A 13324-nucleotide genomic window follows, 5' to 3' on the forward strand; every position below is an offset into this window, starting at 1 on the left:
GTATCAGACCTTTGTTAGAATAATGGCCTGCAACGGCCCTGGAGCTGTATTCGGGGGTCGGTGTCAACCTGCTGTGAACCGCATCCAATCGAATCCTATCTTATCATGACGACCCCTTCCGCCAGCATCTTCAGCGCCATCGACATGGCACCGCGCGACCCCATCCTGGGCATCACCGAAGCATTCAACGCCGATACCAATCCGGCGAAAATCAACCTGGGCGTGGGCGTCTATTATGACGACAACGGCAAAGTGCCGCTGCTATCGTGCGTGCAGAAAGCGGAAGCGCTGCTGATCGAGCAGCCGGCGCCGCGCACCTACCTGCCGATCGAAGGCCTGGCCAGCTACGACAAGGCCGTGCAGGAACTGGTATTTGGCGCCGACAGCGCCGTCATTCAAGAGAAGCGCGCCGTCACCGTGCAAGCCATCGGCGGCACCGGCGCCCTGAAGATAGGTGCCGATTTCCTGCAGCGTTTCGCCCCGGGCGCCGAGGTCTACATCAGCGATCCGAGCTGGGAAAACCACCGCGCCCTGTTCGAGAGCGCCGGCTTCAAGGTCAACACCTACACCTATTTCGATCCGGCCACCCATGGCGTGAACTTCGCCGGCATGATTGCCGACCTCAAGGCCATGCCGCGCGGCGCCATCGTGCTGCTGCACGCCTGCTGCCACAACCCCACCGGCGCCGACCTGACTGCGGACCAGTGGGGCGAAGTGATTGCCGCCGTGGTCGGCAACGGCCTGGTGCCCTTCCTGGACATGGCTTACCAGGGCTTCGGCTCCGGTATCGCGGAAGATGGCGCCGTGGTGCGCCGCTTCGCCGCGGCCGGCGGCCCGCTGCTGATTTCCAACTCCTTCTCCAAGTCGTTCTCGCTGTACGGCGAGCGCGTGGGCGCCCTGAGCGTGGTGGCCGCCAGCGCCGAAGAAGCGGCGCGCCTGCTGTCGCAATTGAAGCGCGTGGTGCGCACCAACTACTCCAACCCGCCGGTGCACGGCGGCAAGGTGGTGGCCACCGTGCTGACCACCCCGGAGCTGCGCCAGCTGTGGGAAGAGGAACTGGCCGGCATGCGCGTGCGCATCAAGGAAATGCGCGAAGCCTTCGTCACCAAGCTGGCCGCCAAGGGGCACGATTTCGCCTTCGTGCGCGACCAGGTCGGCATGTTCTCGTACTCGGGCCTGACCAAGGCGCAAGTGGAGCAGCTGCGCGCCGAGTCCATCTACGCCGTCGATACCGGCCGCATCTGCGTGGCCGCGCTGAACTCGCGCAATATCGACACCGTGATTGACGCCATCGCGAAAGTTCTGTAATATCTTGCTTCTTCGGACTGAAAGGTTCGAATGGCAACATGCAGTACGGTAAGTTGCTCTGTCAGAAACCTTGATGGAATAAACGAAACAGTATAAAATGTTGCCTCTAATCCCTGATAGCTCAGTCGGTAGAGCGACGGACTGTTAATCCGCAGGTCCCTGGTTCGAGTCCAGGTCGGGGAGCCAGAATTTGAAAAGCCTTGTGAGCGATCACAAGGCTTTTTTGCTATCTGGGCGCTTGTACATTCAGGGAAACAGCGCCGCGATCTGTTTCATTGGCAAAAACAGCCCTGGGCAAGTATCAATGGCATTCCAGCCCCGCTTTTCGGCGGTAACTTTCGGCCGCCTGGCTTAGGCGCGCGCCTGGCTGAGGAGCTTCGAGGAGCGCTGACACGAAGGCGATTTGCTGCTCTCGTGACAAGCGAACCAGGTCGTACTCCTGCACTACCTGGATTGCTGCCTTCTGCGTACTCTCAATCACAAATTCGCTCAAGGTCCGTCCGGATAGCGTAGCGGCACGTTGGAAAAAATCCTTTTGATCACTCGGTACCCGTGCTTCCAGTCGCGCATTGCGGGGCCTTGCTTTTGCCGTGCTTGTCATGGCTATCTCACTGGTATGGATAGCCCTTTAATGTATGCCACATGTACGGACGAGGCAATAAAAAACGCCCCGCGGCTTGATGCTGACGGGGCGTAGGCATACCAAGAAAAAACGCTTACAGCGGGGGCAGCGGGCCGTTGGCGTAAGGGGCGCCGGACAGTTCGAACACGCGGCGCAGGGCGCGGGCCAGGCGCAGCATCAGGCTGGGCGAGCTGGTTGCGGGGGCGGTGAGGGTGGCGGTGGTTTTCATTGCAGCTCCTGGTATTTGGTTGGCGTTCAGCGATGGAGTCACTTTACGCCACCCTCAGATATAAATCTAATTTCATTTTCCGATTTCCGCCATAAAAAATTCAGATAACTTTGCTGTGATAGTCATAGGTCATGTGTATATCTGCTGGACATTGCTGACAGCCGTGTCACGACGGCATGCGAAAAAAAGTGTGGCGCGGCACTCGCCAAATCCGTTTTGACCCTATATAATTCGGCCTCCTTTCCCTGATAGCTCAGTCGGTAGAGCGACGGACTGTTAATCCGCAGGTCCCTGGTTCGAGTCCAGGTCGGGGAGCCAGAATTGAAAGGCCCAGCGTGCAAGCGCTGGGCTTTTTTGTTATGCGCGCCGGGAAAACCACATTTCTCCGATACATGTGGACGCGGATGTTGCGCTTGAGCATACTCCTGTTGTGGACGGGGCAGGCCGCGCCGGAGCGCGCACGCGCCTGCCACAGGACCCAGGAATAAGAGGAACTACAATGAGCGAGGAAAACAAAGGCGTGGTGTACGGAACAGAGGATTTGCTGACCAGTTTGTGTAATTCGGTCACGCGCGTGCTGGGTATCGCAACCCAGAGCAAGGTGCATTATTCGGCCATGGTGCAACGTATCACCAAGGTTGGTTTGAAGCCCGACATCGGCTGCTTCGTGCTGTTCGACGGCGGCTTCACCGGCCTGGTGGTGCTGAACTTCGCGTCCGAGACCGCGATGGAAATCTATGAGCGCTACATGCTGCACATGGGCATGCCCAAGTCGGAGCTGGCCAGCTCCCATACGTCGGACGAGGTATCCAACATCATGGGCGAGCTGATGAACCAGATCGTGGGTGACTTCACCGGCAAGGTGCGGCGTGAGTTGCAAACCAACATTACTCAAAACCAGCCCAAGATGCTGGTGCTGAACAAGAACGTGATGCTGAGCGTGGACACCAACCTGGACCGTCCGGAAATGCGCCGCGTGTCCTTCTATACGGAAAAGAGCAATGTGTTCTACCTGGAGCTGGCCATAGACCGCACCGAGTTCATCCGCCTGCACGAGTTCGACGCCAACGAGGAAACCGATCCCGACAAGCTGATGGAACAGGAGGCGGCCTCCAAGGCCGAGCAGGCGTCGGCCAATGCCGCGCCGGCCGGCGACGACGACGCCGACGAGCTGCTGAAGTCGCTAGGCATGTGACTTCGGCACAACATTGCGCATGAAAAAGCCCGCGAGTAATCGCGGGCTTTTTGTTTTTTTGCTACTGTAATCGCGCCCGGCATTAGCATTTTCCTGCGTATTTTGTATAAGGGTATTGCAATACCTGCTATCAATATCGGACAATACCGGCTTTTTTTACAAGCCGTTACATTCGTTGCTTGTTTTGCCATGTGTCCAAAAGAGCCGCAGGCGCGCTAAGAGAGAAACAGGAGACGCACTGTTGTCCACTCTTTACAAGTTTCACACCTATCGGGAAATTGAATGATCAAACTGTCCAAGATGCACAAGCGCCTGCTGGCGCTGAGCGCCGTGCTGCCAGTCGGCACCGCCTTCGCCCAGACCGCCGCCGCGCCTGCCGCCCCCGCTGAACAAGCCCAGCTGGAAACCGTCACCGTGACGGCCCAGCGCCGTACGGAAAACATCCGCGACGTGCCGGTGTCCGTATCCGCGCTGAACAATGAAAAGCTGGATGTGCTGCTGTCCAGCGGCCAGGACATCCGCGTATTGGCCGGCAAGGTGCCCAGCCTGAACGTGGAATCGTCCACCGGCCGCGTGTTCCCGCGCTTCTACATCCGCGGCTACGGCAACACCGACTTCTCGATCTTCGCCTCCCAGCCCGTGTCGCTGATCTATGACGACGTGGTGCAGGAAAACCCCATCCTGAAAGGCTATCCGCTGTTCGACATCAAGAATGTCGAAGTGCTGCGCGGCCCGCAGGGCACCCTGTTCGGCCGCAACACCCCGGCCGGCGTGGTCAAGTTCGAGTCCGAGAAGCCCAACCTGAAAAAGGTCGAGGGCTACTACAGCCTGTCCTACGCCACCTACAGCACCATTAACGCGGAAGGCGCCGTCAACATCCCGCTGAGCAACGAGTGGGCCATGCGCGTCTCGACCCTGCGCCAGCACCGCAATGGCTTCGTGACCAACACCTACACCGGCGCCCACGACGAGCTGGAAGGCTACAACGAGCACGCCGAGCGGGTGCAGTTCCTGTACCAGCCGAATGCCGTGTTCAACGCCCTGTTCAATGTGCACCAGCGCACCACCACCGGCAGCGCGCGCCTGTTCCGCGCCAACATCATCAAGCCGGGCACCAACGACCTGGTGGACGGCTTCGACATCAACAAGATCGCCACCAACGGCAAGAACTACCAGAACCTGCAAACCAGCGGCGGCAGCGCGCGCCTGTCGTGGGACCTGGGCGCCGTCAAGCTGTACTCGATCACCGGCTACGAGACCGTCAACCACTACAACAGCCGCGGCGACATCGACGGCGGCTACGTGGACGGCAAGATCCCCTTCCAGGTCGAGACCGCCGGCACCATGCCCGACCTGAAGCAATGGAGCCAGGAATTCCGCGCCGAATCGAAAAACGCGGGTCCGTTGAACTGGCAGGCCGGCCTGTACTACTTCGATGAAGACGGCAAGGGTGGTTCGGACGGCTACAACACCGCCACCGGCGCCCAGACCTCGCACGTGCTGAGCCAGCAAAAGAACAAGGCTTATGCCGTGTTCGGCTCGGTCAACTACGACCTCAGCGATGTATGGTCGCTCAAGGGCGGTCTGCGCTATACCGACGACAAGAAGGATTTCGCCACCGTGGAATCGTGGGGCACCGTGCTGGTCAATCCGCAGTCCGTATCGGAAAGCAAATCCAAGGTCAACTGGGATGTCAGCAGCGTCTACAAGCTGAACAAGGACGTCAACGTGTACGGCCGCATCGCCACCGGCTTCCGCGCCCCGTCGATCGCCGCCGCCAGCACCAGCCAGCCGATCACCGTGGCCGACGCCGAGACCATCACCTCGTACGAAGCCGGTATCAAGGCCGATCTGTTCAACCGCCGCGCCCGCGCCTCGCTCAGCGTGTATGACTACGACGTGAAGAACCAGCAGCTGACCGTGGTTGGCGGCCTGTCCAATGTCACCAAGCTGATCAACGCGGCCAAGACCAAGGGCCGTGGCGTTGAAGGCGAGCTGGAAGGCTTCGTCACCAACCAGCTGAAGATGACGGCCGGCGGCTCGTACAACTTCACCAAGATCGAAGACCCGACCCTGCGCCTGCCCAAGTGCACCACCTGCACTCCGCTGGACCCGGTCGTGAACGGGTTCATGCTGCTGAACGGCAATCCTCTGCCGAACGCGCCGAAATGGACCGCCAACGTCACCGCGCGCTATTCGGTCCCGACCGAGAACGGCGAGTTCTTCGTGTTCACCGACTGGTCCTACCGCAGCAAGGTCAACTTCTTCCTGTATGAGTCGGCGGAATTCACCGGCAAGGCCCTGACCGAAGGCGGCCTGCGCGTGGGCTACAACTGGGATGGCGGCAAATACGAGCTGGCAGCCTATGGCCGCAATATCACCAACCAGACCGTGGTGACCGGCGCCATCGACTTCAACAACCGCACCGGTTTCGTGAACGAGCCGCGCATCTGGGGCGTACAGTTCCGCAGCAATTTCTAATTGCTGTCGCGCACTAGACAGGCCGGATTCCGCTGTATATAATTCGGCCTCCTTTCCCTGATAGCTCAGTCGGTAGAGCGACGGACTGTTAATCCGCAGGTCCCTGGTTCGAGTCCAGGTCGGGGAGCCAGAATAAAAAAGCCCAGCATGCAAGTGCTGGGCTTTTTGCATTTCCGGCCGCGCCAGGCGCGTTTTGTGCGGTTCGGCGATAATCGGCGTTTGCACTGCATCGCCAAGGACCATCATGACCGACCTGTCGCCATTCCCCATCACCAAGAAATGGCCGGCCCAGACGCCGGACCGCATCCAGCTGTACTCGCTGCCCACGCCGAACGGCGTCAAGGCCTCCATCATGCTGGAGGAGGCCGGCCTGGCCTACGAGCCGCACCTGGTGAGCTTCGAGACCAACGACCAGCTGAGCCCGGAATTCCTGTCGCTGAACCCGAACAACAAGATCCCGGCCATCATCGATCCGGACGGTCCGGGCGGCAAGCCGCTGGCCCTGTTCGAGTCGGGCGCCATCCTGATCTACCTGGCCGAGAAAAGCGGCAAGTTCCTGCCGCAGGACCCGGCCGCGCGCTACGAAACCATACAGTGGCTGATGTTCCAGATGGGCGGCATCGGCCCCATGTTCGGCCAGCTGGGCTTCTTCCACAAGTTTGCCGGCCGCGAGGTTGAGGACAAGCGTCCGCGCGACCGCTATGCCGCCGAAGCCAAACGCCTGCTGGCCGTGCTCGACCAACGCCTGGAGGGCCGCAGCTGGATCATGGGCGAGGAATACACCATTGCCGATATCGCCACCTTCCCCTGGGTGCGCAACCTGGTCGGCTTCTACGACGCTGGCGAGCTGGTGGAATTCCCGCGCTACGCCAACGTCCAACGGGTGCTGGACGCCTTCCTGGCGCGCCCGGCCGTGGTGCTGGGCCTGAACATCCCCAAGCGCGGCTGATCAGTTCGCCGCGCGGCAGGCGGCGTCGTTTTCCCAGCGGCCGGAGCAGATGCGCGAGCGGCACAGCAGGCTTTCGATCAATCCCAGCTGGCGGCAGCGCGCCAGTAGCGAGGCCGTGCTGTCGCCTTCCTGGCGTTCGACCACGTCGCGCGTGCGCTCCGGGACGGTCTTGGAGGGCTTGCCGGCATGGTCGACCAGTGCCGCCAGCAGGGCAACGTCGGTATCCGCAGGTGCGCTGGCGGCCTGGGTGGGTGCAGATGGCGCTGCCTTGCGCGCTGCGGGCACAGGCTTGGCGTCCGCCATCGCACCGCCTTGCGGCGGGCTGCGGGCTGCGCCCGCCTGCGCCGCTGCCGCCAGCGATGGCGCCGGATGTTGCGTCTGTTGCGGCCCCGTGCGCAGCGCCTGATGGGGCGGTGGATATTGCAGCGTATGCTGCTCACCGCCTCTGGGCGGCATGGCGGAGATAGCTTCGTTGACGATGGTCGCGGCCTGTTGCTGCTCCTCGGCCACCACTTCCCGCGTGGGAATTGTGGGTGCATGGCCGGCGCTGGAGCTGCGATAGCCGCCATAGCTGCTGCTGGTGCTGCTTGTACCATAGCGGCGCGGCGTAATCTGTCCATCGCGCGTCATCCATACCAGTACCGACAGCGCGGCCAGCATCAGCATCAGGGCCACGGTCCAGCCATCCAGCTGCCAGCGCATGGGGCGGCGCGCCACGGTTGCCGGCGCGCCGCCATGCTCCAGGCTGGACAGGATGCGGCGGCTGTGGTCGCCGGCTCCGGCCGCTCCGGTCCGCAGCTCGGGCCCAGGATTCAAAGTATCCACAATTTCCCTCCGGGTTGATGCAGGCTTAGCCGCGATATCGGCGCCGGCTTACGATGGGCGCTTGCGCGCCGCGTTCCGCTAGTGTCCGGTCAGTGGAACAGGGGCGTTTTGATGGAGCGCACCATGTTTCTCTTTTCAATGCTGCTATTGTTCGTGCTGGTTTGCGCTGGCGCTGCCTTGCTGGTGTTTCCGGCAGGGAGGGAGCTGGCCTGGCGGGTTACCGCCGGGTGGGGAGGGTGGCTGGAGGGTGGCTGGCGCCGCCTCGGCCATGGCGGCGCGCGGCAAGGCGCCCGCCTGGCCACCGTGATGGTGGCGCTGTTGCGCAGGGCCTTGTCGCGCCTGCGGCGGCACTTGCTGCTGGCTGCCTGCGCAGCCGTACTGGTGCTGGCGCCGCCGCTGCTGGCGCTGCTGCTTGGCGCCCGCATCGAGCCCGGCTATGGACAGCAGGCGCCCGCCAACGCGCAGGTCGAGGATTTGCTGAAGGGCGAACAACTCGCGGCGCCGGCCGCCCTGCCACCGCCCGTTTTCCTGACCGCAGAGGTGGCGCGCGAACGCCCCTTGCTGGGCGCCGCCAACCGCAACTGGCAGCAGCTGGCGCCGGAATTTGCCCAGCGTCTGCTGCTGGTGTTCAGGATCATGCGCGAGCGTCACGGCTACGAGATGGCCATCCTCGAAGGCTACCGCAGCCCGGAGCGCCAGAGCCTGCTGGCGGCGGCCGGACCCTCCGTGTCCAATGCACGCGCCTTCCAGAGCTATCACCAGTTCGGACTGGCTGCCGACTGCGCCTTCCTGAAGGATGGCAAGCTGCTCATTTCCGAGCGCGACCCGTGGACCTTGCGCGGCTACCGCCTGTACGGCGAGACGGCCGAAGCGCTGGGCCTGCACTGGGGCGGACGCTGGACCATGTTGGACTACGGCCACACCGAGCTGCGCGCGCCCGGTGTGCTGCACAAATAGGTCGCAGCAACTATTGCTTTGCCTCAAAAAATAGCGGCCCCAGCGGTGGCACCATGGCTGTTCCTTGCCTGGGATGCCTGCCATGATGCGACGAATCTGGGATTTCATCACCGATACCCGCCACCTGACCCTTGCCGCCCTGGCGCTGATGGTCGTGCTGCTGTTGCTGGGGGCGGAAGTGCTGGAGCTGGCGCTGGCCTGGGCGCTGTGCGCGGCGCTGCTGTTGCTGGCAGCGGCGGCGCTGGTGTGGTGGTGGCGCCGCCGGCGCGCGCTGCGCGGCTCGGAGCAGCTGGGCGCGGCCATGGCTGGCGCAGCGGCGCAGCCGGCTGGCGGCGCCGGCGCTGAAGCGGCGCGGGTCGATATCCAGGCCCTGCGCGACGGCGTGCTGAAAGCCATCGCCACCATCCGGGGCTCCAGGATGGGCCGGGTGTCCGGCGCTCGCGCCCTGTATGAATTGCCCTGGTACATGATCATCGGTAACCCCGCAGCGGGCAAGAGCAGCGCCATCGCCCACTCCGGGCTGCGCTTTCCCTTTGCCGAAGCGCGCATCGTGCAGGGCGTGGGCGGCACCCGCAACTGCGACTGGTTTTTTACCAACGACGCCATCCTGCTCGATACGGCCGGCCGCTATGCGGTGCTGGACCAGCACCGCGAGGAGTGGTGCGGCTTCCTCGAGCTGCTGAAGAAGCACCGCAGCCGGGCGCCCATCAACGGCATCCTGATCGCCGTCAGCGTGGCCGAGCTGCGCGGCGACCAGCCGGAGGCTGCGCTGCAGCTGGCGCGCAGCCTGCGCAAGCGGGTGCAGGACCTGATCGAGCGGCTGGAAGTGTACGCGCCGGTGTATGTGCTGTTCACCAAGGTCGACCTGGTGGCCGGCTTCAGCGACTTCTACGCCCAGGCCCAGGGCAGCGAACGCGAACGTGCCTGGGGCGCCACCATGGCTTACCAGCGCAAGGCCGGCAGCCAGCAGCTGCTGGCCTTCTTCGAGCAGACCTTCGACGAGCTGTGCGCCGGCCTGCGCGAACTCTCCATCGCCACTCTGGGCCAGCAGCGGCGCGAGGCGCCCCGGCCCGGCGTCTACACGTTTCCGCAGGAGTTCGCCACCTTGCGCGCGCCGCTGCGTGCCTTCCTGGCCACCCTGTTCGAGGAGAACCCGTTTCAGTTCCAGCCCGTGTTCCGTGGCTATTATTTCACCAGCGCGCTGCAGGAGGGCGAGCCGGCCAGCGAGCAGTCGCGCCGCATCGCCGAGCGCTTCAAGCTGACGGTGCCGGAGCAGCCGCCCGCCATGCGGCCGGGACAGTCGGGTTATTTTTTGCTGGACCTGTTCCGCAAGGTGATCTTCGCCGACAAGGAACTGGTGTCGCAATATGCGAGCAAGGGCAGGCGGCGCCTGGTGCTGGGCGCCTTCCTGGCGGCCACGGTGACGCTGGGACTGGCGCTGGGCGGCTGGAGCTGGTCCTACCTGGGCAACCGCCAGCTGGTGCGCAGCGTGCAGGCGGACCTGGAACAGGCGGTCAGGCTGCAGCAGCGCGGTCCCGGCCTGCAGGCGCGGCTGGAGGCGCTGGGTGTCCTGCAGGACCGCATCGAGCAGCTGGAGCGCTACCGCCACGAGCGTCCCTGGTCGTTGCGCATGGGGCTGTACCAGGGCGATCTGCTGGAACGCAAGCTGCGCGAGGAATACTTCGGCGGCGTGCGCGAGCTCATGCTCAAGCCTGTGGCGGCCAGCCTGGAAACCCTGCTGGCCGAAATGAACGCGCATGCCGCCGAGCTGCAGCCGGCGCAGCGCGTCGCGGCGGCGCCGGCCACGAGGCAATTCGTCGAGGCCTCGCCGCTCAATACGGAAGACGCCTATAACGCGCTGAAGACTTACCTGATGCTGGCCGATAAGGCCCATGCCGAGCCGGGCCACCTGAACGACCAGCTGACCCGCCACTGGCGCGCCTGGCTGGAGGCCAACCGTGGCGCCATGCCGCGCGAGCAGCTGATCCGCAGCGCCGAGCGCCTGATGACCTTCCACCTGGCGCAGCTGGCCGATCCCTCCTGGCCGCAGCTGCAGCCCAGGCTGGCGCTGGTGGACCAGGCGCGCGAGAACCTGCGCCGCGTGGTGCGCGGCATGCCGGCCCGCGAGCGCGTGTACGGCGAGATCCGGGCCCGCGCCAATACCCGCTACGGCGCGGTCACGGTGGCGCGCATCGTCGGCCCGCAGGACCAGGCCCTGGTGGCGGGCAGCCACGCCGTGCCCGGCGCCTACACGCGCGAAGCGTGGGAGCAGTATGTGGCGCCGGCCATCCGCGACGCCGCCACCCGCGAACTGCAAAGCGCCGACTGGGTGCTGCGCACGGCGGCGCGCGACGACCTGACGCTGGAAGGAAGCCCCGAGCAGATCCAGAAAGGCTTGACGGAGCTGTACCAGGCTGACTACGTGCGCGAGTGGCAGCAGTTCGTGCAGGGCGTGACCATTGCCGACCTGGGCGGTTTCGAGGCGGCGGTGGCGGCCATGAACCGCCTCGGCGATCCGCAATCCTCGCCGATCGCCAGGCTGCTGGCGGCCATCCACCAGCAGACCGCCTGGGACCAGCCGGGTGCACTGGACACCGTCGCGCGCGAGGCCGGGACCGGCATGATGGAGTGGATACGCAATCACGTGTTGAACCGGTCCCCATCCATCCCTGTCAAGGCCGAGCTGCGGCTGGACGGCGCCGGGCTGGAGCGACAGCCCGGCCCTTCCCCACCCCCCCGGCCCGGTAGGGCGCGAATTCGCCGCGCTGGGCAAGCTGCTGGCGCCCGGCGACAAGGGTGACTCGCTGCTGCGTGCCTACCTGGAGGCCCTGGCGCGCGTGCGCAGCCGCCTGAACCAGCTCAAGACCCAGGGCGATCCCGGTCCCGGCGCGCGCCAGCTGATGCAGCAGACCCTGGAAGGCACGGGCTCCGAACTGGCAGACGCCCTGCGCCTGGTCGACGACCAGATGCTGAACGGGATGAGCGACAGCCAGAAACAGGCCATCCGTCCCATCCTGGCGCGGCCGCTGATGCAGACCTTCGCCATGATCGTCGGCCCGGCCCAGGCCGACATCAACAAGACCTGGCAGGCCCAGGTCTACCTGCCGTTCCAGCAGACGCTGGCCGCCAAGTATCCGTTCGCCCCGGCCTCGCGGGTGGAGGCCAGCAGCGCCGAAATTGCCCAGTTCTTCGGCCCGGACGGCCTGATCGCCAGGTTTGTCACCAGCGCCATGGGGCCTCTGGTGGTGCGGCGTGGCGACGTGCTGGCGGCGCGCACCTGGGCCGGCATGGGCATTGCGCTGTCGCCGCAGATCCTGGCGCGCTTTCCCGGCTGGATCGCAGCGCCGGGCGCCGGCGGCCTGGCGCCATCCGGCGGTCCGGCGCAAACCCTGTTCCAGATCCAGCCCATCCCGGCGCCTGGCGCGCTCGAATACACCATCGAGATCGATGGCCAGCAACTGCGCTACCGCAATACGCCGCCGCAGTGGACCAGTATGGTGCATCCGGCAGCCCAGGGTGCGCCGGGCGCGCGCATCACCGCGGTGGGCGCCGATGGCCGCAGCGTGGAACTGTTCAACGAGCCGGGCGAACAGGGCTTGAAGCGCATGATCGACGCCGCCAGCAAGCAGCGCAAGGAGGGCGGGGTGTTCGAGCTGCGCTGGGCCAGCGGCGCCATGAGCGTGGGCTTGAACCTGAAGATCACCAGCAGTCCTGACGCTGGCGGCGCGCCGGCACAGGGGCCGGGCCTGCGCGGCATGACGCTGCCGGAGACGGTGGTGGGAGGCGCGCCATGACGCAGGCAGCGCAAGCGCTGCGGGTCGGCTATTTCGGCAAGCTCCCCGCCTGCGGGGATTTCCTCCGCTCCCCCAGCCTCCCGGCCCTGGCCCGGCTGCTGGACGCCTGGCTGGCCGAAGTCATGGAGCGGCTGGTCGCCGAGCCGCGCTGGAAACTCCATTACGATGCGCTACAGCCCTTGCATTTCGCTTTCGTCGGCACGCGCAGCAGGCGCGCCGTGGCCGGCCACCTGGTGGCCAGCAGCGACCAGTCGCAGCGCCGCTATCCCTTCCTGGCCATGACCATGCTGGAGATTGCCGAGCCCGCACCCTTCCTGGCGCGCAGCCCCCTGGTGCTGGCGCCCCTGTGGCGCGAACTGGAACTGCTGGTGTGTGATGTGACCGGGGCCGCCGATCCCCATCCCTGCCTGCAGGCCGTGGCGCACGCCGCCCCGGCGGCCGCGCCCGGCGACGCCGGGCACGGGCGGCTGTACCAGGATTTCCTGGCCGGGAACGCCCTGGAGGAGCTGGAGCGGTTGCTGGCGCATGGCCAGGCGCGCCGCATGATACTGGCCGTCGGCCTGCTGCTGCAGGCGGCGCGGGACGGACAGCGGCCGGACAGGAGCCTGGCGCTGCCGCTGCCGGCCGCGCCAGGGCAGCAGCCGCTGGTGGCGGCCTTCTGGCTGGACCTGGCCTGCCTGTTCCTGGCCCACGACGACTACGAGCTGGCCTTGTTCGTGGGCGTGGTCCGCCAGCGGCCCGTACTGGTGATCGGCTTTGCCGGCGCCGCGCCGGACACCCTGCAGGCCATCATCGACCCCCAGTACGCGGCGCAGCAGCTGGTCACCCTGGAGCAGCTGGACTGGATCGATCCGCTGGTGGCCGCCCAACCCGGCTTGCACAAATTGTCCGCTTGCCTGGAACAGGGCAGATTGCCGTTGCAGGCGGCGCTGGACCTGTTCCGCGCCGCCTTTACCTGAATGGA

Annotated in this window: 11 protein-coding genes and 3 tRNA genes; 11 read left to right on the forward strand and 3 right to left on the reverse strand. The window is 65.0% G+C overall.

The features are described 5' to 3' along the window. Window positions 1–105 precede the first annotated feature (105 nt). Both ACLB1G_RS20660 and ACLB1G_RS20665 read left to right on the forward strand, forming a co-directional pair. Complete coding sequence (locus ACLB1G_RS20660; protein WP_491629121.1) at window positions 106–1308, forward strand: amino acid aminotransferase; 1203 nt, start codon at window positions 106–108, stop codon at window positions 1306–1308. A 110-nt stretch (window positions 1309–1418) separates the two neighbouring features. Then, window positions 1419–1494: transfer RNA gene (locus ACLB1G_RS20665), tRNA-Asn, on the forward strand. 115 nt (window positions 1495–1609) lie between these two features. Here ACLB1G_RS20665 and ACLB1G_RS20670 read toward each other — a convergent pair. Together ACLB1G_RS20670 and ACLB1G_RS20675 are read right to left on the reverse strand one after the other, a co-directional pair. Beyond that, window positions 1610–1909: a type II toxin-antitoxin system TacA family antitoxin gene (locus ACLB1G_RS20670; RefSeq protein ID WP_491629122.1), complete on the reverse strand. Its 300-nt coding sequence runs from the start codon at window positions 1907–1909 to the stop codon at window positions 1610–1612. 115 nt (window positions 1910–2024) lie between these two features. After that, entirely contained in the window at window positions 2025–2159 is a 135-nt protein-coding gene (locus ACLB1G_RS20675; protein ID WP_491629123.1) for a hypothetical protein, read from the reverse strand. 242 nt (window positions 2160–2401) lie between these two features. Between ACLB1G_RS20675 and ACLB1G_RS20680 the strand changes: the two genes are divergently transcribed. From ACLB1G_RS20680 to ACLB1G_RS20700, 5 genes are all read left to right on the forward strand, one after another. Continuing rightward, a tRNA-Asn gene (locus tag ACLB1G_RS20680) sits at window positions 2402–2477 on the forward strand. 181 nt (window positions 2478–2658) lie between these two features. After that, on the forward strand, window positions 2659–3354 hold the full coding sequence (locus tag ACLB1G_RS20685; protein WP_491629124.1) for a DUF3334 family protein: 696 nt from the start codon (window positions 2659–2661) through the stop codon (window positions 3352–3354). Between the two features lie 282 nt (window positions 3355–3636). Then, the gene (locus ACLB1G_RS20690; RefSeq protein WP_491629125.1) at window positions 3637–5835 is read left to right on the forward strand and encodes a TonB-dependent receptor; all 2199 of its coding nucleotides are present in this window, start codon (window positions 3637–3639) and stop codon (window positions 5833–5835) included. 54 nt (window positions 5836–5889) lie between these two features. Continuing rightward, window positions 5890–5965 (forward strand) — tRNA-Asn (locus tag ACLB1G_RS20695). Window positions 5966–6079: 114 nt separating this feature from the next. Beyond that, the gene (locus tag ACLB1G_RS20700) at window positions 6080–6784 is read left to right on the forward strand and encodes a glutathione S-transferase N-terminal domain-containing protein (RefSeq protein WP_491629126.1); all 705 of its coding nucleotides are present in this window, start codon (window positions 6080–6082) and stop codon (window positions 6782–6784) included. On the opposite strand, the gene ACLB1G_RS20705 is transcribed toward ACLB1G_RS20700, so the two are convergent. Further along, window positions 6785–7609 (reverse strand): hypothetical protein, encoded by an 825-nt coding sequence (locus tag ACLB1G_RS20705; protein WP_491629127.1) that lies wholly within the window; start codon window positions 7607–7609, stop codon window positions 6785–6787. Between the two features lie 123 nt (window positions 7610–7732). Between ACLB1G_RS20705 and ACLB1G_RS20710 the strand changes: the two genes are divergently transcribed. The 4 genes from ACLB1G_RS20710 (at window position 7733) to tagF (ending at window position 13319) form a co-directional block, all read left to right on the forward strand. Continuing rightward, on the forward strand, window positions 7733–8566 hold the full coding sequence (locus ACLB1G_RS20710) for a M15 family metallopeptidase (RefSeq protein ID WP_491629128.1): 834 nt from the start codon (window positions 7733–7735) through the stop codon (window positions 8564–8566). A gap of 82 nt (window positions 8567–8648) precedes the next feature. Further along, a complete protein-coding gene (gene tssM, locus ACLB1G_RS20715) occupies window positions 8649–11366 on the forward strand; it encodes a type VI secretion system membrane subunit TssM (protein WP_491629129.1) in 2718 nt (905 codons plus the stop codon). Window positions 11367–11403: 37 nt separating this feature from the next. After that, window positions 11404–12360 carry a type VI secretion IcmF C-terminal domain-containing protein gene (locus tag ACLB1G_RS20720; RefSeq protein ID WP_491629130.1) on the forward strand — a complete coding sequence of 319 codons (957 nt, stop codon included), beginning with the start codon at window positions 11404–11406 and terminating at the stop codon, window positions 12358–12360. Continuing rightward, entirely contained in the window at window positions 12357–13319 is a 963-nt protein-coding gene (gene tagF / locus ACLB1G_RS20725) for a type VI secretion system-associated protein TagF (protein ID WP_491629131.1), read from the forward strand. The genes ACLB1G_RS20720 and tagF overlap by 4 nt, the downstream gene beginning before the upstream one ends. The last annotated feature ends 5 nt before the right edge of the window (window positions 13320–13324 follow it).

It is taken from the genome of Duganella kummerowiae (genome assembly GCF_053572355.1).

Excerpts from the sequence above, each read along its gene's own strand:
- ACLB1G_RS20675 (WP_491629123.1), bottom strand. The coding sequence starts at position 2,159 with ATGAAAACCACCGCCACCCTCACCGCCCCCGCAACCAGCTCGCCCAGC.
- ACLB1G_RS20700 (WP_491629126.1), top strand. The coding sequence starts at position 6,080 with ATGACCGACCTGTCGCCATTCCCCATCACCAAGAAATGGCCGGCCCAG.
- ACLB1G_RS20660 (WP_491629121.1), top strand. The coding sequence starts at position 106 with ATGACGACCCCTTCCGCCAGCATCTTCAGCGCCATCGACATGGCACCG.
- ACLB1G_RS20690 (WP_491629125.1), top strand. The coding sequence starts at position 3,637 with ATGATCAAACTGTCCAAGATGCACAAGCGCCTGCTGGCGCTGAGCGCC.
- tssM (WP_491629129.1), top strand. The coding sequence starts at position 8,649 with ATGATGCGACGAATCTGGGATTTCATCACCGATACCCGCCACCTGACC.
- ACLB1G_RS20670 (WP_491629122.1), bottom strand. The coding sequence starts at position 1,909 with ATGACAAGCACGGCAAAAGCAAGGCCCCGCAATGCGCGACTGGAAGCA.
- tagF (WP_491629131.1), top strand. The coding sequence starts at position 12,357 with ATGACGCAGGCAGCGCAAGCGCTGCGGGTCGGCTATTTCGGCAAGCTC.
- ACLB1G_RS20710 (WP_491629128.1), top strand. The coding sequence starts at position 7,733 with ATGTTTCTCTTTTCAATGCTGCTATTGTTCGTGCTGGTTTGCGCTGGC.
- ACLB1G_RS20685 (WP_491629124.1), top strand. The coding sequence starts at position 2,659 with ATGAGCGAGGAAAACAAAGGCGTGGTGTACGGAACAGAGGATTTGCTG.